Genomic DNA, 22,024 nt, shown 5'->3' with positions numbered 1-22,024 from the left:
AGTGCTTACGCCTCCGAAGGTGCGAGGCGCTGCAGCTCCGCCTCGGTCGACTTGAGCAGGTCGTTCCAGGACGCCTCGAACTTGTCGACGCCCTCGTCCTCGAGCAGCTGTACCACGTCGTCGTAGCTGATGCCGAGCTTCTCGACGGCGTCCAGCTCCGCGCGGGCCTGCGCGTAGGTGCCGCGCACGGTGTCGCCGGTGACCTCGCCGTGGTCGGCGGTGGCCTCCAGGGTCGCCTCGGGCATGGTGTTCACCGTGCCGGGAGCGACCAGGTCGACGACGTACAGCGTGTCCTTGTACGCCGGGTCCTTGACGCCCGTCGAGGCCCACAGCGGACGCTGCTTGTTGGCCTGCGCCTTGTCCAGGGCGGACCAGCGGTCGGACGAGAAGACCTCCTCGTACGCCTCGTAGGCCAGACGGGCGTTGGCGAGAGCGGCCTTGCCCTTGAGGCCCAGGGCCTCGTCCGTGCCGATCGCGGTCAGACGCTTGTCGATCTCCGAGTCCACACGGGAGACGAAGAACGAGGCCACCGAGTGGATCTTGGAGAGGTCGAGGCCGCGCTCGCGGGCCTTCTCCAGACCGGCCAGGTAGGCGTCCATGACCGCGCGGTAGCGCTCGAGCGAGAAGATCAGCGTCACGTTGACGCTGATGCCGAGGCCGATGACCTCGGTGATCGCCGGCAGACCCGCCTTGGTGGCCGGGATCTTGATGAGCGTGTTGGGACGGTCGACCAGCCAGGCCAGCTGCTTGGCCTCGGCGATGGTGGCCGCGGTGTTGTGGGCCAGACGGGGGTCGACCTCGATCGAGACCCGGCCGTCCTGGCCGTCGGTGGAGTCGAAGACCGGGCGCAGGATGTCGGCGGCGTCCCTCACGTCAGCCGTCGTGATCATGCGGATGGCCTCTTCCACCGTCACCTTGCGGGCGGCGAGGTCGGCGAGCTGCTGGTCGTAGCCGTGGCCCTCCGAGATCGCCTTCTGGAAGATGGACGGGTTGGTGGTCACACCCACCACGTGCTGCTGGTCGATCAGCTCGGCCAGGTTTCCGGACGTGATCCGCTGACGCGAGAGGTCGTCCAGCCAGATCGCGACGCCTTCGTCGGAGAGGCGCTTGAGAGCGTCTGTCATGAGAGGTTCTCCAAAACTCGTATCTAGGGGCGTCAGCGCGCGGCGGCGGCCAGAGATTCCCGGGCGGCGGCCGCGACGGCCTCCGGCGTGAAGCCGAACTCGCGGAAGAGGACCTTCGCGTCGGCCGAGGCACCGAAGTGCTCCAGCGAGACGATCCGGCCGGCGTCGCCGACGTACTTGTGCCAGGTCAGACCCACACCGGCCTCGACGGCCACGCGCGCCTTCACCGACGGCGGCAGGACCGAGTCCTTGTACGCCTGGTCCTGCTCCTCGAACCACTCGACGGACGGCATCGAGACCACACGGGTCGGGATGCCGGCGGCCTGGAGCTGCTCGCGGGCCTCGACGGCCACGTGCACCTCGGAGCCGGTGCCGATCAGCACGACCTGGGCCTCGCCGCCCTCGGCGTCGAACAGGACGTACCCGCCCTTGGCCGCGTCGTCGTTCCAGTCGTAGGTCGGAACGCCCTGGCGGGTCAGCGCGAGGCCGTGCGGGGCGCCCTTGCCGAACACGCGGGTGTGCCGCTTGACGATCTCGCGCCAGGCGATGGAGGTCTCGTTGGCGTCCGCGGGGCGGACGACGTTCAGACCGGGGATCGCGCGGAGCGAGGCCAGGTGCTCCACCGGCTGGTGCGTCGGGCCGTCCTCGCCCAGACCGATCGAGTCGTGGGTCCAGACGTACGTCACCGGAAGGTGCATCAGCGCGGAGAGCCGCACCGCGTTGCGCATGTAGTCGGAGAACACCAGGAAGGTGCCGCCGTAGACACGCGTGTTGCCGTGCAGCGCGATGCCGTTCATCTCCGCGGCCATGGAGTGCTCGCGGATGCCGAAGTGGATCGTGCGGCCGTAGGGGTCCGCCTCGGGGAGCGGGTTGCCCTCGGGCAGGAACGACGAGGTCTTGTCGATCGTCGTGTTGTTCGAGCCGGCCAGGTCGGCCGAGCCGCCCCACAGCTCCGGGATGACCGCGCCGAGCGACTGCAGGACCTTGCCGGACGCGGCGCGGGTGGCGACACCCTTGCCCGCCTCGAAGACGGGGATCTTCGACTCCCAGCCCTCGGGCAGCTCGTTGGCCTGGACGCGGTCGAACAGCGCCGCCCGCTCGGGGTTGGCCGTACGCCACTCGGCGAGGGACTTCTCCCACGCGGCGCGGGCCTCGCGGCCGCGGTCGCCCAGGCCACGGGTGTGGCCGATGACCTCGTCGGCGACCTCGAAGGTCTGCTCCGGGTCGAAGCCGAGGATCCGCTTGGTGGCCGCGATCTCCTCGTCGCCGAGCGCCGAGCCGTGCGCGGCCTCGGTGTTCTGGGCGTTCGGGGCGGGCCAGGCGATGATCGAGCGCATCGCGATGAACGACGGACGCTCGGTCTCGGCCTCGGCGGCCTTGATCGCCGCGAACAGTCCGGCCGGGTCCAGGTCGCCGTTGGCCTGCGGCTCGACGCGCTGGACGTGCCAGCCGTACGCCTCGTACCGCTTCATCGTGTCCTCGGACACGGCCGTCTCGGTGTCGCCCTCGATCGAGATGTGGTTGTCGTCCCACAGCAGGATCAGGTTGCCGAGCTTCTGGTGACCGGCCATCGACGAGGCCTCGGCGGAGATGCCCTCCTGGAGGCAGCCGTCACCGGCGATCGCGTAGATCCGGTGGTCGAACGGGGAGGTGCCGGGGGCCGCCTCCGGGTCGAACAGACCGCGCTCGTAGCGGGCGGCCATCGCCATGCCCACGGCGTTGGCGACACCCTGGCCCAGCGGGCCGGTCGTCGTCTCGACGCCCGCGGTGTGACCGTACTCCGGGTGGCCGGGGGTCTTCGAACCCCACGTGCGGAACGCCTTCAGGTCGTCCAGCTCAAGTCCGAAGCCCCCCAGGTACAGCTGGGTGTAGAGGGTCAGGGACGAGTGGCCGGCGGAGAGCACGAAACGGTCGCGCCCCACCCACTCCGGGTCGGCCGGGTCGTGCCGCATCACCTTCTGGAAGAGGGTGTACGCGGCGGGCGCCAGGCTCATGGCCGTACCGGGATGGCCGTTGCCGACCTTCTGTACGGCGTCCGCGGCCAGGATGCGGGCGGTGTCCACGGCCCGCTGGTCCAATTCGGTCCACTCGAGGTCTGTGGTGGTCGGCTTAGTGCTCACCCTGAGTCAGGGCTCCTCTCCACACATGTACGGGAAGCCGGTGACTGAGGGTGTACCGGCGCTGTCGAGCCTACCCCCGTCGTCACGTCCATCTTTTCGAGTGCGCGCGCCGGAAAACAGAAGACACGGCAAGAGTGCCGGTCACTCCGTCACTTCGCCTCCCGAGCGCCGTTTCGAGCGCCGTCCACCCCTTGGGACGAGCGCCCTCAACACGACCCCACCCCCGCGAAGATCGGCGTCTGGGCAACGTCTACAGTGGCGTGGTACGCGCAAGTCTTCACCCCGTCTTCATCCGGGGAGCTTGCTGGGAATTCTCTGTCAGGGGTGTGCGTGACGGCCGTCGAGTCCCGACCCGCAGGGGTCGTCTTGACTCCCAGCCCGGGGGGCCATCGGCCGTTCGGGGCCCGCGTCAAGGCATTCGTGGCGTTGACCAAGCCGCGGATCATCGAGCTTCTGCTCATCACCACCGTTCCGGTGATGTTCCTCGCCGAACAGGGCGTGCCCAACCTGTGGCTGGTCCTCGCCACCTGCTTCGGCGGCTACCTCTCGGCGGGCGGCGCCAACGCGCTGAACATGTACATCGACCGCGACATCGACGCGCTGATGGACCGTACCTCCCAGCGCCCGCTGGTCACCGGGGTCCTCACCCCGCGTGAGGGCCTGGTCTTCGGACTCACCCTCGCCGTCGTCTCGACGCTCTGGTTCGGCCTCCTGGTCAACTGGCTCTCCGCGGCCCTCTCGCTCGGCGCGCTCCTCTTCTACGTCGTGATCTACACGATGATCCTCAAGAGGCGCACCTCGCAGAACATCGTCTGGGGCGGCATCGCCGGCTGCCTGCCGGTGCTCATCGGCTGGTCGGCCGTCACCAACTCGATGTCGTGGGCCGCGATCATCCTCTTCCTCGTCATCTTCTTCTGGACGCCGCCGCACTACTGGCCGCTGTCCATGAAGGTGAAGGACGACTACGCGCGCGCGGGCGTGCCCATGCTCCCGGTCCTCGCCTCCAACAAGGTCGTGGCCCGGCAGATCGTCGCGTACAGCTGGGTCATGGTCGGCGTCTCGCTGCTGCTCACCCCGCTCGGCTACACCGGCTGGTTCTACACGGCCGTGGCGGTGCTCACCGGCGGCTGGTGGCTCTGGGAGGCGCACGCGCTGCTGAACCGCGCGAAGAACGGCGCGACCGGCGCGAAGCTCAAGGAGATGCGCCTCTTCCACTGGTCGATCACCTATGTCTCGCTGCTCTTCGTGGCGGTCGCGGTCGACCCCTTCCTGAGGTAGTACCTCAGGCCTCCGACCACGGCCGGGCACGTGGGCAAGACCACGTGCACCGGCCGTCGCCAATCGATCTACCCATCGGTAGCATCCTTGTCATGGCAGACACGAAGCAGGCTGAGCGCAGGGCGGCCCGGCTCGCCAAGCAGATCCAGGCGTTCTCCAAGGAGCACGGCGGAGCCGAGGGCCAGCTCGCCCACATCGGCCAGTCCGGCACCCGGATCGTCCTCGTCGGTGAGGACGGCGGCTGGGGCGACCTGGTGGCCCCGACGTACGCGATCGCCGAGCAGGCGGCCGAGAAGGCCGGGCTGACCCTCCACGAGGAGTTCGACGGCGAGTTCGCCGCCAAGGTCGTCACCGGCCCGTACGAGTGGTCCCGGATGGCCGGGATCCAGCTGGGCGGCTCGTCGAACGCGTGACCCGCCCACGCGTCACCCGCCTCCCTCGCGTTTCCGTTCGACGCGGGAGCCGACAACCTCGGGTGGGGCTCACCCGTTAGGACGTGTGGAAGAACGTCCACGCAGGGAGCCCCCCGAATGATCGAGACCCCGAGCCTGGTGGACCAGTACTGCCACGGGGTGCTCCGTACGGAGCTCGGCCTCGGCACCTTCGAGGCCCACCTCGGCAGGACCGGCGGGCCCGCCGCGCCCGGCACCACCTTCTTCGACACCCAGACCGGTTTCGCGGTACGCCGCTGGTGCCCGCCGCTGCTCGGCCTGGAGCCGCACTGCCCGCCGGCCCGCTACCTCGCCCGCAGGCGTGAGCTGGGCGTCCTGGAATCCGGGCGCAGACTGCTGCGCGCCTCCGGGATCTCCACCTATCTGGTCGACACCGGCCTGCCCGGCGACCTGACCGGCCCCGCCGAGATCGCGTCCGCCGGCGCCGCCGACGCGCACGAGATCGTCCGCCTCGAACTCCTCGCCGAACAGGTCGCCGACACGTCCGGCTCCGTCGAGGCGCTCCTGGCCAACCTCGCCGAGGCCGTCCACGGAGCCGCCGCGACCGCCGTCGCCTTCACCTCCGTGGCGGGGGTGAGCCGGGGCCTCGGCCAGTCCGCAGAGCCGCCGGGACCCGGTGAGGTCCGGGGGGCCGCCGGGCGCTGGCTGGCCGGGCGCGCGGTCGGCGGCCGGCTCACCGACCCCGTCCTGCTGCGCCATCTGCTCTGGGTCGCCGTCGCCTCCGGACGGCCGCTCCAGCTGCACGCGGGGAACGAGGACCCGGCCGGGCTCGCCGACTTCGCCGCGTCCACCAGCGGCCTGGGCACGGACGTCGTCCTGCTGCACGGATACCCGTACCACCGGCAGACGGCCCAGCTGACCGGCCTCTTCCCGCATGTCTACGCGGATCTGGGCTCCGTCCTCGCCCGGACCGGGGCCCGGGCCGCGGCCGTCCTCGCCGAACTCCTGGAGCTGGCCCCCTTCGGCAAGCTGCTCTTTTCCAGCGGCGCCCATGCCCTGCCGGAGCTGCACGTCGTCGCCGCGAGCGTCTTCCGGGGCGCGCTGAGCCGGGTGCTCGGCGAGTGGGTCGCCGACGGCGCCTGGTCCCTCACGGACGCCCAGCGGGTGGCGACGATGATCGCCTCGGGCAACGCGCGCCGGGTCTACGGGCTGGGCTGACGGCCCGTGCCGGGCCCCGTCAGGCCTTCGCCAGGGCCGCCTCGGCCTGGGCCGGGATCTCCGGGGCGGACAGCGGGCGCTCGCGCAGGCTCAGGGCCAGGCGCAGGACCGCGATCCACATCAGCGCGGAGCCGAGCATGTGGGCGCCGACCAGGACCTCGGGGACGCCGGTGAAGTACTGGACGTAGCCGATCCCGCCCTGGGCGAGGAGCACGATCAGCAGGTCACGGGCGCGCGCCCGGGTGTCGTCCGGGGCGTCGACCACCCGCAGCACCAGCCACATCGCCAGCGCCAGCGCGCAGACGACCCACGCGGCGATGGCGTGCAGATGGGCGGCGGCGGTCCAGTCCCACGGCATGCGCGGGACGTCGCTGCTGTCACCGGCGTGCTTGCCCGAGCCGGTCACGCCGGTGCCGAGGACGATCAGCAGGCCGGAGGCCGCGATGATCACCCAGGAGAGCTTGCGGACCGGGCCGGGGACCCGGCGCCGGGGCGTGGTGTCGCCCTCGCCGGTGCGGTGCCAGGTGATGACGGCGACGGTCAGCAGCGCGTTCGCGGCGAGGAAGTGGCCGGCGACCGTCCACGGGTTGAGGCCCATCCACACGGTGATGCCGCCGATGACCGCGTTGCTCGCGACGATCCAGAACTGCGCCCAGCCGAGCCGGGTCAGGCCCCGGCGCCACGGCTTGGTCGAGCGCGCGGCGATGATCGCCCAGCCGACGGCGGCCGACAGGACGTACGTCAGCATCCGGTTGCCGAACTCGATCACGCCGCGATAGCCCTGCTCGGGCGTCACGATGAGGCTGTCGTCCGTGCACTTGGGCCAGGTGTCGCAGCCGAGACCGGAGCCGGTCAGCCGGACCGCGCCTCCCGTGACGATGATGAGGACGCTCATCACGACGGCGGAGAGCGCGGCGCGCCGGAGCGTCTCGGGGGACGGGGTCCAGCGCTTGGCGATGAAGGCGAGGGGGGTCAGCACGGGCCCCATCGTAGGACGGGGCTTGTGCATGCGTTCACGAGGGGTGCGTTACGGGCGAAGTCACCCCGCAACGTCACCCCTCCGCTACTCCCAGCGGAAGAACCTCGCCGCCGCGCCGAGCCCGAGGACCGCCCAGACGGCGAGGATCAGCGCCTGCCCCCAGGGCAGCGCGGCGCCGTTCTGGAGCACGTCGCGCAGGCCCTCCGAGAGCGCCGAGATCGGCAGCAGCTCCAGGACGGCGCGGGCCGCGTCGGGGAACCTGTCCAGCGGCACGATCACCCCGCCGCCCACCAGGAGCAGCAGGAAGACCAGGTTCGCGGCGGCCAGCGTCGCCTCGGCGCGCAGCGTGCCGGCCATCAGCAGCCCGAGGCCCGAGAAGGCGGCCGTACCGAGGACGAGCAGCAGCAGGACGGAGAAGGGGTCGCCCTGCGGCGACCAGCCGAGCCCCAGCGCGATGGCGGTGAGCAGGGCGACCTGGAGCACCTCGGTGACCAGGACGGAGAGCGTCTTGGCGGTCATCAGGGCCCAGCGGGGGAGCGGGGAGGCGCCGAGCCGCTTGAGGACGCCGTAACGGCGCTCGAAGCCGGTGGCGATGGCCTGGCCGGTGAAGGCGGTGGACATCACGGCCAGCGCGAGGACGCCCGGCGCGAGGAAGTCGACGGCCTTCTCGGAACCCGTGTCGACGATGTCGACGGTGGAGAACAGCACGAGCAGCAGGGACGGGATGATCACCGTGAGCAGCAGCTGCTCGCCGTTGCGCAGCAGCATCCTGGTCTCCAGGGCCGTCTGCGCCACGATCATGCGTCCGACGGGCGCGGCTCCCGGCCTCGGGGCGTACGTGCCCGTGTGCGTACCGCCGCTCATGACCGCAGCTCCTTGCCCGTCAGTTCCAGAAAGACGTCTTCGAGGGTGTGGCGCTCGACCGCGATGCCGTCCGGCATCACGCCGTGCTGCGCGCACCAGGTGGTGACGGTGGCGAGCAGCTGGGGGCCCACCTCGCCGGTGATGCGGTACGTCCCCGGGATCGGCTCGGCGGCCTGGGTGCCGTCGGGCAGCGCCTTGAGCAGCGAGCCGAGGTCGAGCCCGGGGCGGCCGGTGAAGCGCAGGGTGTTCTCGGCGCCGCCGCGGCAGAGCGCCTCGGGGCTGCCCTGCACGGCGACCCGGCCGGCGTCGACGATGGCGACCTCGTCCGCGAGTTCTTCGGCCTCGTGCATGAAGTGCGTGGTGAGGACGACGGTGGCGCCGTCGGTCCGCAGCTCCCGGACCAGGTCCCAGGTGGCGCGGCGGGCCTGCGGGTCGAGTCCGGCGGTCGGCTCGTCGAGGAAGACCAGCTCGGGGCGGCCGACGACGGCCATGGCGAGCGCGAGGCGCTGCTGCTGACCGCCGGAGAGCCGGCGGTAGGTGGTGCGGCCGCAGGAGCCGAGGCCGAGGCGCTCGATCAGGGCGTCCACGTCCAGCGGGTGGGCGTGGAGCTTCGCCATGTGGCGGAGCATCTCGTCGGCCCGGGCGCCGGAGTAGACGCCGCCGGACTGGAGCATGACGCCGATCCGGGGGCGCAGCAGGGCCGCGTCGGCGACCGGGTCGAGACCGAGGACGCGGACGGTGCCGGCGTCGGCCTTCCGATAGCCCTCGCAGGTCTCGATCGTGGTGGTCTTCCCGGCCCCGTTCGGGCCGAGCACGGCGGTCACGGTGCCCGCCCGGACGTCGAGGTCGAGGCCGTCGACGGCGGTCTTGGTTCCGTACCGCTTGACCAGGCCCCGTACCCGGACGGCGGCACTGTCGCCGGACTCTTTTCGCATGCCGGGAAGTCTAGAGAGCGTCCCGGGGTCCTCCCGGCGCGGGGGCCGGATCCCGCTCGTATTCGTCCTACGAATGATCATTTCCGCAGGTCAGGTAAGCCTTACCTGAGTGATGTACGGCACCGTCGTGCGCCCGGACGGCGCTTGTCACTCTCCGAGGAATTACGCAACAATGGCGTTGTGAAAAACGTCGACGAGGCTCCCGTGGAGGAACTCGCGACCGGTGAGCGCTCCACGCGCAACCGTGTCGCGCGCTCCATCCTGGACCACGGCCCCTCGACGGTCGCCGACCTGGCGGCGCGACTCGGCCTCACCCAGGCGGCCGTCCGCCGGCACCTGGACTCGCTCGTCGCCGACAATGTCGTCGAAGCCCGCGAGAAGCGCGTCTACGGCGCCCGTACGCGCGGCCGCCCCGCCAAGGTCTTCGCGCTGACCGACTGCGGCAGGGACGCCTTCGACCAGTCGTACGACACGCTGGCCGTGGACGCCCTGCGCTGGATCGAGCAGAACGCGGGCGGCGAAGCGGCCGTGGCCGCCTTCGCCCGCGATCGGCTGGAACACCAGGCCGAGGCGTACCGCGAGGCCGTCGAGTCGGCCGAGCCCGCCCAGCGCACCGAGGCGCTCGCGAGGGCGCTCAGCAAGGACGGGTACGCTGCCACTGCGCGGAACGCGCCGGTCGGCGAGCAGCTATGCCAGCACCACTGCCCGGTCGCCCATGTCGCCGAGCAGTACCCCCAGCTGTGCGAGGCGGAGACGGAGATCTTCTCCCGCCTCTTGGGAACGCACGTCCAGCGTCTCGCCACCATCGCGCATGGTGACGGCGTCTGCACGACGTTCATCCCGCACGGCGCCCCACAGACCACCGAATCAGAAGCATCCGCAAGCACGGCCGGGAGGAACCCCGCATGACCACCGAGATCAGCCACCCCGAGCTCGAGGGCCTGGGTCGGTACGAGTACGGCTGGGCCGACTCGGACGCGGCCGGTGCCACCGCCAAGCGCGGTCTCTCCGAGGCCGTCGTCCGCGACATCTCCGAGAAGAAGAACGAGCCGGAGTGGATGCTGAAGCTGCGGCTGAAGGGTCTGCGCCTCTTCGACAAGAAGCCCATGCCGAGCTGGGGCTCCGACCTGTCGGGCATCGACTTCGACAACATCAAGTACTTCGTGCGCTCCACCGAGAAGCAGGCCGCTTCCTGGGAGGAACTGCCCGAGGACATCAAGAACACGTACGACAAGCTCGGCATCCCGGAGGCGGAGAAGCAGCGCCTCGTCGCCGGTGTCGCGGCCCAGTACGAGTCCGAGGTCGTCTACCACCAGATCCGTGAGGACCTGGAGGAGCAGGGCGTCATCTTCGTCGACACCGACACCGCGCTGAAGGAGCACGAGGAGCTCTTCCGCGAGTACTTCGGCACGGTCATCCCGGTCGGCGACAACAAGTTCGCCTCGCTGAACACGGCCGTGTGGTCCGGCGGATCGTTCATCTACGTGCCGAAGGGCGTGCACGTCGAGATCCCGCTGCAGGCCTACTTCCGTATCAACACGGAGAACATGGGGCAGTTCGAGCGGACGCTGATCATCGTCGACGAGGACGCCTACGTCCACTACGTCGAGGGCTGCACCGCCCCGATCTACTCCTCCGACTCGCTGCACTCCGCGGTCGTCGAGATCATCGTGAAGAAGGGCGGCCGCTGCCGCTACACGACGATCCAGAACTGGTCGAACAACGTCTACAACCTGGTCACCAAGCGTGCCGTGGCCTACGAGGGCGCGACCATGGAGTGGGTCGACGGCAACATCGGCTCCAAGGTCACCATGAAGTACCCGGCCGTCTACCTGATGGGCGAGCACGCCAAGGGCGAGACGCTGTCCATCGCCTTCGCGGGCGAGGGCCAGCACCAGGACGCCGGCGCCAAGATGGTCCACATGGCCCCGAACACCTCCTCCAACATCGTCTCCAAGTCGGTGGCGCGAGGCGGTGGCCGCACCTCCTACCGCGGTCTCATCGAGATCGGCGAGGGCGCCCCGGGCGCCAAGTCGAACGTGCTCTGCGACGCGCTGCTCGTCGACACGATCTCCCGCTCGGACACCTACCCCTACGTCGACGTCCGCGAGGACGACGTCTCCATGGGTCACGAGGCCACGGTCTCCAAGGTCTCCGAGGACCAGCTCTTCTACCTGATGAGCCGCGGCATGACCGAGTTCGAGGCAATGGCGATGATCGTGCGCGGCTTCGTCGAGCCGATCGCCAAGGAGCTCCCCATGGAGTACGCGCTCGAACTGAACCGGCTGATCGAGCTGCAGATGGAGGGGTCGGTCGGCTGATCCCGAGCCGTCACCGTCCGAACCAGGTCTTTACGTACGTAGGAAGAGAGCAACACGACAGCCATGGCTGAGGCTCAGAACATCCCGGCGGGCTCCACCACCGCCGGCTCGATCGCGGTGGCCGCCGAGTCGACCGTCGCCACGCGCATGAGCGCCCCCCCGTCCTTCGACGTCGCGGACTTCCCCGTCCCGCACGGTCGCGAGGAGGAGTGGCGGTTCACCCCGCTGGAGCGTCTGCGCGGCCTGCACGACGGCACCGCCGTCGCGGCCGGCGAGGGCGTGAAGGTCGTGGTGGAGGCCCCCGAGGGCGTCACCGTGGAGACCGTCGGCCGTGACGACGCGCGGCTCGGCAAGGCCGGTACGCCGGTCGACCGCGTCGCCGCCCAGGCGTACTCCTCCTTCGAGAAGGCCTCGGTCGTGACCGTCGCCAAGGAGGCCGTCCTCACCGAGCCGATCCGCATCGGCGTGCACGGCCAGGGCGGTGTCGCCTTCGGTCACCAGGTCATCGAGCTCGGCGCCTTCGCCGAGGCCGTCGTGGTCATCGACCACACCGGTGACGCGGTGCTCGCGGCCAACGTCGACTACCTGCTCGGCGACGGTGCCAAGCTGACCGTCGTCTCCGTCCAGGACTGGGACGAGAAGGCCGTCCACGTCGCCCAGCACAACGCGCTGGTCGGCCGTGACGCCTCCTTCAAGTCGGTCGTGGTGACCTTCGGCGGCGACGTCGTCCGGATCCACCCCCGCGTCCAGTACGCGGCCACCGGCGGCGAGGCCGAGCTCTTCGGCCTGTACTTCACCGACGCCGGCCAGCACCAGGAGCACCGCCTCCTCGTCGACCACAACACGCCGCACTGCAAGTCCAACGTGGCCTACAAGGGCGCACTGCAGGGCCAGAACGCGCACGCCGTCTGGATCGGTGACGTCCTCATCCAGGCCGCCGCCGAGGGCACCGACACCTACGAGCTCAACCGGAACCTGGTCCTCACGGACGGCGCCCGGGTCGACTCCGTGCCGAACCTGGAGATCGAGACCGGCGAGATCGCCGGCGCCGGTCACGCCTCGGCCACCGGTCGCTTCGACGACGAGCAGCTCTTCTACCTGATGGCCCGCGGTATCCCGGAGGCCGAGGCCCGCCGCCTCGTCGTCCGCGGCTTCTTCGCCGAGCTGGTCCAGCAGATCGGTCTGCCGGACGTCGAGGAGCGCCTCATCGCCAAGATCGAGGCCGAGCTGGAGGCGTCCGTCTGATGGCCTTCGTCCGCGCCTGTGCGCTGAGCGAGCTGGAGGAGGACACCCCGAAGCGGGTGGAACTCGACGGCACGCCGGTGTCCCTCGTCCACACGGACGGCGAGGTGTTCGCGATCCACGACATCTGCTCGCACGCGAACGTCTCCCTGTCCGAGGGCGAGGTGGAGGACTGCCAGATCGAGTGCTGGCTGCACGGATCCGCGTTCGACCTCCGCACCGGCAAGCCGTCCGGCCTTCCCGCGACGCGCCCCGTCCCCGTATACCCCGTAAAGATCGAAGGGGACGATGTGCTCGTCTCCGTCACCCAGGAGTCCTGAGTCACCCATGGCAACGCTTGAAATCCGCGACCTGCACGTCTCCGTCGAGGCCGAGAACGGCCCCCGGGAGATCCTCAAGGGCGTCGACCTGACCGTGAAGCAGGGCGAGACCCACGCCATCATGGGCCCCAACGGCTCCGGCAAGTCGACCCTGGCGTACTCCCTCGCGGGCCACCCCAAGTACACGATCACCGGTGGCACCGTGACCCTGGACGGCGAGGACGTCCTGGAGATGTCGGTCGACGAGCGCGCCCGCGCCGGCGTCTTCCTGGCCATGCAGTACCCGGTCGAGGTCCCCGGCGTCTCGGTCTCCAACTTCCTGCGCACCTCCGCCACCGCCGTCCGCGGCGAGGCGCCCAAGCTGCGTACCTGGGTGAAGGAGGTCAAGGAGGCCATGGAGAAGCTCCAGATGGACCCGGCCTTCGCCGAGCGCAACGTCAACGAGGGCTTCTCCGGCGGCGAGAAGAAGCGCCACGAGATCCTCCAGCTCGAACTGCTCAAGCCGAAGATCGCCATCCTCGACGAGACCGACTCCGGCCTCGACGTCGACGCCCTTCGCATCGTCTCCGAGGGCGTCAACCGCGTCCGTGAGACCGGCGAGGTCGGCACCCTGCTGATCACGCACTACACGCGGATCCTCCGCTACATCAAGCCCGACTTCGTGCACGTCTTCGCGAACGGCCGCATCGCCGAGTCCGGCGGCGCCGAGCTCGCCGACCAGCTGGAGAACGAGGGCTACGACAAGTACGTGAAGGGTGGCGCATCCGCGTGACATCTGCCCACCAGGGGCTCTCCGGCCTCCTCGACACCGAGGCGATCCGCAAGGACTTCCCGCTCCTGGATCGCGTGGTCCACGACGGCAAGAAGATCGTGTACCTGGACTCGGCGGCGACCTCGCAGAAGCCGCGCCAGGTGCTCGACGCGCTCAACACGTACTACGAGCGCCACAACGCCAATGTCCACCGCGGCGTCTACACGGTCGCCGAGGAGGCGACGGCGTTGTACGAGGGCGCCCGTGACAAGGTCGCGGCCTTCATCAACGCGCCGAGCCGCGACGAGGTGATCTTCACCAAGAACGCCTCCGAGTCGCTCAACCTGGTGGCCAACATGCTGGGCTGGGCCGACGAGCCCTACCGCGTGGACCACGAGACCGAGATCGCCATCACGGAGATGGAGCACCACTCCAACATCGTGCCGTGGCAGCTGCTCTCGCAGCGCACCGGCGCGAAGCTGAAGTGGTTCGGCCTCACCGACGACGGCCGTCTCGACCTCTCGAACATCGAAGAGGTCATCACCGAGAAGACCAAGATCGTCTCCTTCACGCTGGTCTCGAACCTGCTGGGCACGGTCAACCCGGTCGAGACGATCATCCGGCGTGCGCAGGAGGTCGGTGCGCTGGTCTGCATCGACGCCTCGCAGGCAGCCCCGCACATGGTGCTCGACGTGCAGGCGCTGCAGGCCGACTTCGTGGCTTTCACCGGCCACAAGATGTGCGGCCCGACCGGCATCGGCGTGCTGTGGGGACGGCAGGAGCTCCTGGAGGACCTGCCGCCCTTCCTCGGCGGCGGCGAGATGATCGAGACCGTCTCGATGCACTCCTCGACGTACGCGCCCGCCCCGCACAAGTTCGAGGCGGGTACGCCCCCGATCGCCCAGGCCGTCGGCCTCGGCGCGGCCGTGGACTACCTGTCGGCGATCGGCATGGAGAACATCGCGCGCCACGAGCACGCGATCACCGAGTACGCCGTCCGCCGCCTCCAGGAGGTGCCGGACCTGCGGATCATCGGCCCGACCACGGCCGAGGACCGCGGCGCGGCGATCTCCTTCACGCTCGGCGACATCCACCCGCACGACGTGGGCCAGGTCCTCGACGAGCAGGGCATCGCGGTCCGGGTCGGCCACCACTGCGCGCGGCCGGTCTGCCTGCGCTACGGAATTCCTGCGACCACGCGAGCGTCGTTCTATCTGTACTCCACCCCGGCCGAGGTCGATGCCCTGGTCGACGGTCTGGAGCACGTACGGAACTTCTTCGGCTAGGGGAACCTCGTGAAGCTGGATTCGATGTACCAGGACGTCATCCTGGACCACTACAAGCACCCGCACGGGCGCGGTCTTCGGGACGGCGACGCCGAGGTGCACCACGTCAACCCGACGTGCGGCGACGAGATCACGCTCCGGGTGAAGTACGACGGCTCGCGGATCGAGGACGTCAGTTACGAGGGCCAGGGCTGCTCGATCAGCCAGGCCTCGGCCTCGGTCCTGAACGAGCTGCTCGTCGGCAAGGAGCTGGACGAGGCGCAGAGGATCCAGGGCACGTTCCTGGAGCTGATGCAGTCCAAGGGCCAGATCGAGCCGGACGACGCCATGGAGGAGATCCTGGAGGACGCGGTCGCGTTCGCGGGCGTCTCCAAGTACCCGGCCCGGGTGAAGTGCGCGCTGCTCAGCTGGATGGCGTGGAAGGACGCGACGGCCCAGGCTCTGGGTGACGTGGAGAGGAAGTCGGCATGACCGAGAACGCCGAGGCCACCATGAAGCCGGCCTCCGAAGAAGAGATCCGCGAGGCGCTGTACGACGTCGTCGACCCCGAGCTGGGCATCGACGTCGTCAACCTCGGCCTGATCTACGGCATCCACATCGACGACTCCAACGTCGTCACGCTGGACATGACCCTGACGTCGGCGGCCTGTCCGCTGACCGACGTGATCGAGGACCAGGCGAAGGCCGCGACCGACGGCATCGCCAGCGAGCTGAAGATCAACTGGGTCTGGATGCCGCCGTGGGGCCCGGACAAGATCACGGACGACGGTCGCGAGCAGCTGCGCGCGCTCGGCTTCAACGTCTGAGTTTCCCCGCGGAAATCCGCACGACGGCCATGCCTTTCAGCAAGACTGAGGGCATGGCCGTTCGCATGTACCACCTCGCCGTCGACGCCCACGACCTTCCCGCCCAGGCCCGGTTCTGGGCCGAGGTCCTCGACTGGAAGATCCTCTTCGAGGCGGAGGACGAGATCGTCATCGGCGCCGACGAGTACGCACTGCCCGGGATGTGCTTCCTGCCGGTGCCCGAGACCAAGACGGTCAAGAACCGGCTCCACATCGACCTCACGCCCGACGACCGGGACGCGGAGGTCGAGCGGATCATCGGGCTCGGCGCCCGCCGGATCGACGTCGGTCAGGGCGAGGACGCGACCTGGGTCGTGCTCGCCGACCCCGAGGGGAACGAGTTCTGCGTGCTGCGGCCGAAGCGGTCCCTCACGGACTGACCGGGGAGGTCCCGGCCGTCCGGGCGAGGGTGGCGGCCAGGTTCTCCTTGCGGATCCGCTGGTCGACGTAGACCAGGCCGGTGACCAGGGGCGGGAAGGCCGAGCAGACCGCCTGGGCGAGGAGCGCGCCCACGAGAAGGACCAGCGCCAGCGGTACGAACGCGAGCAGGGCCTCGCCCGGTGAGTCGAAGCCGCTCGTGTCCGTGAAGGAGACGGGGGCCGAGATCAGCAGGCCGAGGATCTGCTGGACCAACCAGTTCGCCACGGCGGCCATGATGCCCGCGACCAGCAGCGCGCCGAAGATCCGCCACCACGAGCCTCGGACCAGCTCGCTGGAGCGGCGCATGGAGCCCATCGCGCCCTGCCCCTCGAAGACGGCGGCCGCCGGGGCCAGGCTGAACTTCACCCAGAGCCAGGCGGCGAGCGGGAGGGTCGGCAGGGTGGCCAGCATGGCGCCGCCGAACACCAGGAACGGCAGGACCAGCGGGCCCGTGCCCCCCGCGAGGGCCGCCAGCAGGCCGATGAACGCCGCCACGAACACGACGAGCGGGACCGGTAGGGCCAGCAGCGCCGTCAGGAAGACCGTGCCGAGGACCGCCGGCATCCGCGACCAGGCGCGGCGCCAGATCGCGCCGAACGTCGTCCGGCGGCCGAGGACCGCCTCCTGAAGCACGGCCGGGCAGGCGGCGTACACGACGCCGCTCGCGACCAGCGTCCCGACCAGGGCGATCAGCCACACACAGCCGAAGGCGATCAGCAGCGGTCGGCCGTCGTCCCAGCTGGGCTCCTGGCCGGCCGGCGGGTCGAAGACCCCGGGCAGATGGTCGGCGACCACGGCGTACGCGACACCGGCAGCCGCCGCGAGCAGCAGGAGGGCGCCGCCGTAGGCGGCCGCGGCGACGCCGAGCAGCGGCTTCCAGTAGCGGCCGATGGTGGCGAAGGCGCCGGTGAGGATCTGGCCCAGACCCAGGGGCGCCAGGGGTATCACGCCGGGCTTCGGCGGTGGGGGTGGGGGCGGATAGCCGTAGCTGTAGGGCCCCGGGGGATACGTCATGCGGGACACCGTAGCCGCCGCCGTTGTGTACGACCGTACGCAACGGTGTGTACGCTTGTACGCATGGGATACGGACTGCTGGCCGGGGCCATCACGGCGGAGATCATCGCGACGGTCTCCATGAAGTACAGCGAGGGCTTCTCCAAGCTCTGGCCCTCGGTCGTCACGGGCGCGGGCTACCTGATCGCCTTCGCGCTGCTCGCGCAGGCGCTGAAGACCCTCCAGGTGGGGACCGCCTACGCGATCTGGTCCGGCGTCGGCACCGCGGCCGTCGCCGTGATAGGGATCCTCTTCATGAACGAGACGCTCAGCGTCGCCAAGGTCGCCGGGGTCCTCCTCATCGTCGCCGGCGTGCTCGTGCTCAACCTGGGGGGCGCGCACTGATGGCCGCCGCGCGCCCCCGCCGCCACGACCCCGAGCGGCGGCAGCGGATCGTCGACGCCGCGCTGCGCGTGGTCGGCGCCCGGGGCATCGCGGGGCTGAGCCACCGTACGGTCGCCGCGGAGGCGGACGTCCCGCTCGGCTCCACCACGTACCACTTCGCCTCGCTCGACGAACTCCTCGTCGCCGCCTTGCGCCAGGCCAACGAGGGCTTCGGCCGGCAGCTGCGCGAGCGCGCGGAGCTCGCCGAGCTGGAGGCCGACCTGGCCGGCGCCCTCGCCCGGCTGATGGGGGAGTGGATCGGCGGCGAGCGGACCGGGGTGGAGCTGGAGTACGAGCTCTACCTGGCCGCCCTGCGCAACCCCGCCCTGCGCCCGGTCGCCGCGGAGTGGACGGAGGCCGTCACCGGGGCCCTCTCCCGCCACACCGATCTCGTCACCGCCCGCGCGCTGGTCGCGCTGATGGACGGCATCTGTCTGCAGGTGCTCCTGACGGGCGCGGAGTACGACGAGGCGTATGCCCGCACCATGCTCGGCCGGCTCCTGGCGACCCGCCCGGGCGCCCCGGGAGATCCGACGAGCGAGGTGCCACCGGTGTCGTCGGATTCGCCGGAGCCGTCGACCGACACCTGAGACCGGTTGGCCCGGGCGCCGCCCCGACCGTTAGGTTTTCCGCATGACCACTGCTCCTCGCACCACCGGCGCCGTCGCCGCCGGCCTCGCCACCATCGCCGGTGACGGCACCGTTCTCGATACCTGGTTCCCCGCCCCCGAGCTGACCGAAGCCCCCGGGCCCGCCGGAACCGAGCGGCTCACGCCCGAGGCCGCCGTGGGCGCCCTCGGTGAAAGCGCCGCCAAGGCCCTCGGCGTGGACGCCCGCCGGGGCGTCGAGGTGGTCGCCGTCCGTACCGTCATCTCCTCGCTCGACGACAAGCCGCTCGACGCCCACGACGCGTACCTGCGCCTGCACCTGCTCAGCCACCGGCTGGTCAAGCCGCACGGCCAGAGCCTGGAGGGCCTCTTCGGCCTGCTCGCCAACGTCGCCTGGACCTCGCTCGGCCCGGTCGCCGTCGACGACCTCGAGAAGGTCCGCCTCAACGCCCGCGCCGATGGCCTGCACCTCCAGGTGACCTCGGTCGACAAGTTCCCGCGGATGACCGACTACGTCGCGCCCGCCGGTGTCCGGATCGCCGACGCCGACCGCGTCCGCCTCGGCGCGCACCTCGCCGCCGGCACCACCGTCATGCACGAGGGCTTCGTCAACTTCAACGCAGGCACCCTGGGCACCTCCATGGTCGAGGGCCGGATCTCCGCCGGCGTCGTCGTCGGCGACGGCTCCGACATCGGCGGCGGCGCCTCCACCATGGGCACCCTCTCCGGCGGCGGCAACGTCGTCATCTCCATCGGCGAGCGCTGCCTCATCGGCGCCGAGGCGGGCGTCGGCATCGCGCTGGGCGACGAGTGCGTCGTCGAGGCCGGGCTGTACGTCACCGCCGGTACGCGCGTCACGATGCCCGACGGCGAGATCGTCAAGGCCCGCGACCTCTCCGGGGGCGACAACATCCTCTTCCGCCGCAACTCGGTGACCGGCGCCGTCGAGGCCCGCCCGAACAACGCGGTGTGGGGCGGGCTCAACGAGATCCTCCACAGCCACAACTGAGCGCGCCACAACCGACCGCGCCCCGCGCGTGACCTGCTCGTGTGACTCTGCGTTTACGGAACGACGTGGAGTCACACGAACAGACAAAGCGAGGAGTCGACATGAGGACGAGGCCCACCGTTGTCGGGGCGCTGGCGGTGGCCGCCGCCGTGCTGCTGCCCGTCGGCGCGGCGTCGGCGGACGAGACGCACACGCGCACGCACAACGGCCCGACCATCCAGAACGGTCCCAGCCTCACCCTCCACACCGGTCAGATCGACGACCCGCTGGAGGACGTCCTCGAACACGCGGCGCTGTTCGGCACCACCTACGTGTTCGACTGAACCAGATCCTCGTACGCCGCCCGCAGCCCGTCGACCGTCTCCAGGTCGGCGGGCTGCAGCGGTTCCCGGACGTAGTCGCCGAGAAGCGCCTTGGCCGTCACCGTGCCCGGCAGCCCTGAGGCCATCATCAGCTCGGCCAGCGGCAGCGTGAGCGCGTTCAGCCGGGCGGCCTCCGCCGTGTCGCCCCGGTCGAAGGCGTCGAGCACCGCCCGTATCTGGCGGGGCGCCACATTGGCCACCGTGCTGACGTAACCGGCGCCGCCGACCGCGTACAGCGGCAGGTTCAGCTCCTCGCAGCCGGAGTAGTACGCGAGTGAGGTGCGGGCGATCACCTTCGCCGAGCCGAGCAGGTCGTAGGCGCAGTCCTTGACCGCGACGATCCTGGGGTGGGCGGCGAGCCGCAGCATCGTCGCCGGCTCGATCCGGGTGCCGGTGCGGCCGGGGATGTCGTACAGCATCACCGGCAGCTCCGTCGCGTCCGCGACCTTGCGGAAGTGCGCCTCGACGGCGGCCTGCGGCGGGCGGCTGTAGTACGGGGTGACGACTAGGAGCCCGTCCGCGCCCGCCTTCTCGGCCTGGCGCGCCAGCTCGGCCGTGTGGCGGGTGTCGGAGGTGCCGACGCCCGCGACGATCGAGGGCCCCGGCCCGACGGCCGCGCGGACCGCCTCGATCAGGGCGGCCTTCTCGGCGTCGGTGGTGGTCGGGGACTCGCCCGTGGTGCCGTTGAGGACCAGGCCGTCGCAACCCTCGGCGACCAGGTGGGCGGCGTGCACGTGGGCGGCGTCGAGATCCAGTTCACCCGAGGCGGTGAAGGGGGTGATCATCGCGCAGAGGGCCCGGCCGAAGGGGTGTTCAGTGCTCATCCGGGCAGTCTGCGACGCCCTTACGGTGAAGGTCCACTTAGTTCTTCTTGGGGTGAGGGGTAAGAGAGGCTGAAGTGTGGGGTCTGGCATGATCGGGGCGGGACGCGACAGGGGACAAGGGAGAACACCACACCATGAGCGAACAGCGCGTCGCACTCGTCACCGGTTCGTCCTCGGGCATCGGGGCCGCCGTCGCCCGCCGCCTCGCCGCCGCCGGGATCCGGGTCGTCGTCAACTCGGGGCGGTCGGTGGAGGCGGGCAAGGCCCTCGCCGCCGAACTGCCGGACGCCGTCTACGTCCAGGCCGACGTCTCCGACGAGACGCAGGCCGCGGCCCTGGTCGCCGCGGCGGTGGAGGCGTACGGCCGCCTCGACATCCTCGTCAACTGCGCGGGCACCACCCGGTTCATCGCGCACGACGACCTTCAGGCGGCCTCGCCAGAGGTCTGGCGCCACCTGTACGACGTCAACGTCATCGGGGTCTGGCAGACCATCACCGCGGCCGTTCCGCACCTGCGGGCCCACGGCGCGGGTTGCGTCGTGAACATCTCCTCGCAGGCCGGCGTCCGCCCCGGCGGCAGCTCCATCCCGTACGCCGTCTCCAAGGCGGCCGTCAATCACATGACGAAGCTGCTCGCGAAGACCCTCGGCCCGGACGTCCGCGTCAACGCGGTCGCGCCGGGCTTCATCGACACCCCCTGGTTCGACGGGGTGGAGGGCGCCGACGCGGCCAAGGCCCATGTGGCGGAGGTGGTTCCGATGCGCCGGGTGGGGCGCCCCGAGGACATCGCCGGCGCCGTCTTCGACCTGACCAACGCCTCGTACATCACCGGCGAGGTCCTCCTCGTCGACGGCGGCGGCCACCTGCTGGGCTGACCTCACCCGGGGTGGCGGTGTGCACGGATCCGGGGCTTGACCTCAAGTCTGGTCGAGGTCGGAGAGTGGGGGCATCGACGACAGGTTCGACGCCAGGAGGTCACCCCATGAACGCCGTTGCCCAGCCCGACGCACGCCCCGACCTGCACCGCCCCGGTGTGGGGATCGTCTTCGTCAGCACCTGGCGGGTCGGTACGCCCGAGCGGCAGCGGGCCACCGTCGACGCCATCGCCAAGGCGTGGGGGAGCCGCGACTGGCCGGACGTCGGGCTGCTCTCGTACACGGTGCACCTCGGCACCGACGGCGACACCCTGCTCCACTACTCGCAGTGGACGGACGAGGAGGCCTACCACGAGTTCGTCCGCACCCTTCGCGACGACCGGAACGCCGAGATCGACGCGGCCGTGCCCGGGATCGTGCGCGTCGGGATCCACCGGTACGCCCCGCCCTACCGGTCCACCGCGTCGCCGGCCGATGCCAGGATCCCCGGCTGCGTCGTCGTCGTCGACGTCGAGTTCGACGGGCCGGACGCCGCCCGGCAGCGGGACTGGGTGGACGGGGTCTTCGAGGCGCTGGAGACCGACCCGGCGCCCGCGCCCGGGGGGATCGCGGGCCACTTCCACCTCTCCGCCGACGGGACGAGGATCCTCAACTACGCCGAGTGGGAGAGCGAGCAGGCCCATGTCGACGCCCTCGCCCGGCCGGGCGACGGGATCGGGTCCGCGACGCCGCAGTGGGCGAAGGTCCAGAGCTACCCGGGGGTCGCCGGCGGCTCGGTGAAGCGCTACACGCCCGCGCTGAGCCTCAGCGCGGG

Annotated in this window: 25 protein-coding genes; 18 read left to right on the top strand and 7 right to left on the bottom strand. The window is 70.5% G+C overall.

Features of this window, described 5'->3' with window-relative positions; genetic code table 11:
• Window positions 1–5 precede the first annotated feature (5 nt).
• A complete protein-coding gene (tal, locus tag ACWF79_RS12145) occupies window positions 6–1,124 on the bottom strand; it encodes a transaldolase (protein ID WP_453727983.1) in 1,119 nt (372 codons plus the stop codon).
• Between the two features lie 32 nt (window positions 1,125–1,156).
• A complete protein-coding gene (gene tkt, locus ACWF79_RS12140) occupies window positions 1,157–3,244 on the bottom strand; it encodes a transketolase (RefSeq protein ID WP_453727982.1) in 2,088 nt (695 codons plus the stop codon).
• Between the two features lie 330 nt (window positions 3,245–3,574).
• On the opposite strand from tkt, the gene ACWF79_RS12135 reads away from it, so the two are divergent.
• The 3 genes from ACWF79_RS12135 to ACWF79_RS12125 all read left to right on the top strand — a co-directional run bounded on the left by ACWF79_RS12135 (window position 3,575) and on the right by ACWF79_RS12125 (window position 6,132).
• Entirely contained in the window at window positions 3,575–4,522 is a 948-nt protein-coding gene (locus ACWF79_RS12135) for a heme o synthase (protein ID WP_453727981.1), read from the top strand.
• Window positions 4,523–4,614: 92 nt separating this feature from the next.
• Window positions 4,615–4,935: a hypothetical protein gene (locus tag ACWF79_RS12130; RefSeq protein ID WP_453727980.1), complete on the top strand. Its 321-nt coding sequence runs from the start codon at window positions 4,615–4,617 to the stop codon at window positions 4,933–4,935.
• A gap of 117 nt (window positions 4,936–5,052) precedes the next feature.
• On the top strand, window positions 5,053–6,132 hold the full coding sequence (locus ACWF79_RS12125) for an amidohydrolase family protein (protein WP_453727979.1): 1,080 nt from the start codon (window positions 5,053–5,055) through the stop codon (window positions 6,130–6,132).
• 19 nt (window positions 6,133–6,151) lie between these two features.
• On the opposite strand, the gene ACWF79_RS12120 is transcribed toward ACWF79_RS12125, so the two are convergent.
• The 3 genes from ACWF79_RS12120 to ACWF79_RS12110 all read right to left on the bottom strand — a co-directional run bounded on the left by ACWF79_RS12120 (window position 6,152) and on the right by ACWF79_RS12110 (window position 8,910).
• A complete protein-coding gene (locus ACWF79_RS12120; RefSeq protein WP_453727978.1) occupies window positions 6,152–7,120 on the bottom strand; it encodes a COX15/CtaA family protein in 969 nt (322 codons plus the stop codon).
• Between the two features lie 75 nt (window positions 7,121–7,195).
• A complete protein-coding gene (locus tag ACWF79_RS12115) occupies window positions 7,196–7,975 on the bottom strand; it encodes an ABC transporter permease (protein WP_453727977.1) in 780 nt (259 codons plus the stop codon).
• A complete protein-coding gene (locus ACWF79_RS12110) occupies window positions 7,972–8,910 on the bottom strand; it encodes an ABC transporter ATP-binding protein (RefSeq protein WP_453727976.1) in 939 nt (312 codons plus the stop codon). The genes ACWF79_RS12115 and ACWF79_RS12110 overlap by 4 nt, the downstream gene beginning before the upstream one ends.
• A 180-nt stretch (window positions 8,911–9,090) precedes the next feature.
• Between ACWF79_RS12110 and ACWF79_RS12105 the strand changes: the two genes are divergently transcribed.
• From ACWF79_RS12105 to ACWF79_RS12065, 9 genes are all read left to right on the top strand, one after another.
• The gene (locus ACWF79_RS12105) at window positions 9,091–9,819 is read left to right on the top strand and encodes a helix-turn-helix transcriptional regulator (protein ID WP_453727975.1); all 729 of its coding nucleotides are present in this window, start codon (window positions 9,091–9,093) and stop codon (window positions 9,817–9,819) included.
• Complete coding sequence (gene sufB / locus ACWF79_RS12100) at window positions 9,816–11,231, top strand: Fe-S cluster assembly protein SufB (RefSeq protein WP_453727974.1); 1,416 nt, start codon at window positions 9,816–9,818, stop codon at window positions 11,229–11,231. Before ACWF79_RS12105 ends, sufB begins: the two co-directional genes overlap by 4 nt.
• Window positions 11,232–11,294: 63 nt before the next feature.
• Entirely contained in the window at window positions 11,295–12,476 is a 1,182-nt protein-coding gene (gene sufD / locus ACWF79_RS12095) for a Fe-S cluster assembly protein SufD (protein WP_453727973.1), read from the top strand.
• Window positions 12,476–12,793, top strand: a complete 318-nt coding sequence (locus ACWF79_RS12090; RefSeq protein ID WP_362014099.1) for a bifunctional 3-phenylpropionate/cinnamic acid dioxygenase ferredoxin subunit — start codon at window positions 12,476–12,478, stop codon at window positions 12,791–12,793. Before sufD ends, ACWF79_RS12090 begins: the two co-directional genes overlap by 1 nt.
• Window positions 12,794–12,800: 7 nt before the next feature.
• Window positions 12,801–13,565, top strand: coding sequence for a Fe-S cluster assembly ATPase SufC (gene sufC / locus ACWF79_RS12085; RefSeq protein ID WP_384521045.1), 765 nt, complete (start codon window positions 12,801–12,803; stop codon window positions 13,563–13,565).
• Complete coding sequence (locus tag ACWF79_RS12080) at window positions 13,562–14,830, top strand: cysteine desulfurase (RefSeq protein WP_453727972.1); 1,269 nt, start codon at window positions 13,562–13,564, stop codon at window positions 14,828–14,830. The genes sufC and ACWF79_RS12080 overlap by 4 nt, the downstream gene beginning before the upstream one ends.
• A gap of 9 nt (window positions 14,831–14,839) precedes the next feature.
• Window positions 14,840–15,301 (top strand): Fe-S cluster assembly sulfur transfer protein SufU, encoded by a 462-nt coding sequence (gene sufU, locus ACWF79_RS12075; protein WP_453727971.1) that lies wholly within the window; start codon window positions 14,840–14,842, stop codon window positions 15,299–15,301.
• Entirely contained in the window at window positions 15,298–15,636 is a 339-nt protein-coding gene (locus ACWF79_RS12070; protein ID WP_352186260.1) for a metal-sulfur cluster assembly factor, read from the top strand. Before sufU ends, ACWF79_RS12070 begins: the two co-directional genes overlap by 4 nt.
• Before the next feature lie 53 nt (window positions 15,637–15,689).
• Window positions 15,690–16,055: a VOC family protein gene (locus ACWF79_RS12065; protein ID WP_453727970.1), complete on the top strand. Its 366-nt coding sequence runs from the start codon at window positions 15,690–15,692 to the stop codon at window positions 16,053–16,055.
• Here ACWF79_RS12065 and ACWF79_RS12060 read toward each other — a convergent pair.
• Window positions 16,045–17,109, bottom strand: coding sequence for a DUF7847 domain-containing protein (locus ACWF79_RS12060; protein ID WP_453727969.1), 1,065 nt, complete (start codon window positions 17,107–17,109; stop codon window positions 16,045–16,047). The two genes, ACWF79_RS12065 and ACWF79_RS12060, sit on opposite strands and share 11 nt — an antisense overlap.
• A gap of 63 nt (window positions 17,110–17,172) precedes the next feature.
• Here ACWF79_RS12060 and ACWF79_RS12055 point away from each other — a divergent pair, with 63 nt between their 5' ends.
• The 4 genes from ACWF79_RS12055 (at window position 17,173) to ACWF79_RS12040 (ending at window position 19,472) form a co-directional block, all read left to right on the top strand.
• Window positions 17,173–17,493, top strand: a complete 321-nt coding sequence (locus ACWF79_RS12055; RefSeq protein ID WP_453727968.1) for a DMT family transporter — start codon at window positions 17,173–17,175, stop codon at window positions 17,491–17,493.
• Complete coding sequence (locus ACWF79_RS12050; RefSeq protein WP_453727967.1) at window positions 17,493–18,122, top strand: TetR/AcrR family transcriptional regulator; 630 nt, start codon at window positions 17,493–17,495, stop codon at window positions 18,120–18,122. Before ACWF79_RS12055 ends, ACWF79_RS12050 begins: the two co-directional genes overlap by 1 nt.
• A gap of 43 nt (window positions 18,123–18,165) precedes the next feature.
• Window positions 18,166–19,149, top strand: coding sequence for a 2,3,4,5-tetrahydropyridine-2,6-dicarboxylate N-succinyltransferase (gene dapD / locus ACWF79_RS12045; RefSeq protein ID WP_453727966.1), 984 nt, complete (start codon window positions 18,166–18,168; stop codon window positions 19,147–19,149).
• Window positions 19,150–19,250: 101 nt separating this feature from the next.
• Complete coding sequence (locus tag ACWF79_RS12040) at window positions 19,251–19,472, top strand: hypothetical protein (protein ID WP_362014115.1); 222 nt, start codon at window positions 19,251–19,253, stop codon at window positions 19,470–19,472.
• On the opposite strand, the gene dapA is transcribed toward ACWF79_RS12040, so the two are convergent.
• Complete coding sequence (gene dapA / locus ACWF79_RS12035; protein ID WP_453727965.1) at window positions 19,457–20,335, bottom strand: 4-hydroxy-tetrahydrodipicolinate synthase; 879 nt, start codon at window positions 20,333–20,335, stop codon at window positions 19,457–19,459. The two genes, ACWF79_RS12040 and dapA, sit on opposite strands and share 16 nt — an antisense overlap.
• Before the next feature lie 134 nt (window positions 20,336–20,469).
• Between dapA and ACWF79_RS12030 the strand changes: the two genes are divergently transcribed.
• Window positions 20,470–21,210: an SDR family NAD(P)-dependent oxidoreductase gene (locus tag ACWF79_RS12030; RefSeq protein ID WP_453727964.1), complete on the top strand. Its 741-nt coding sequence runs from the start codon at window positions 20,470–20,472 to the stop codon at window positions 21,208–21,210.
• A 107-nt stretch (window positions 21,211–21,317) separates the two neighbouring features.
• A partial coding sequence (locus ACWF79_RS12025; RefSeq protein ID WP_453727963.1) for an antibiotic biosynthesis monooxygenase occupies window positions 21,318–22,024 on the top strand: 707 nt, incomplete at its 3' end.

The organism is Streptomyces sp. NPDC054975, assembly GCF_053609105.1.
The sequence above is the reverse complement of the archived record's forward strand: the minus strand, read 5'-3'. Positions and strand labels throughout refer to the sequence as shown.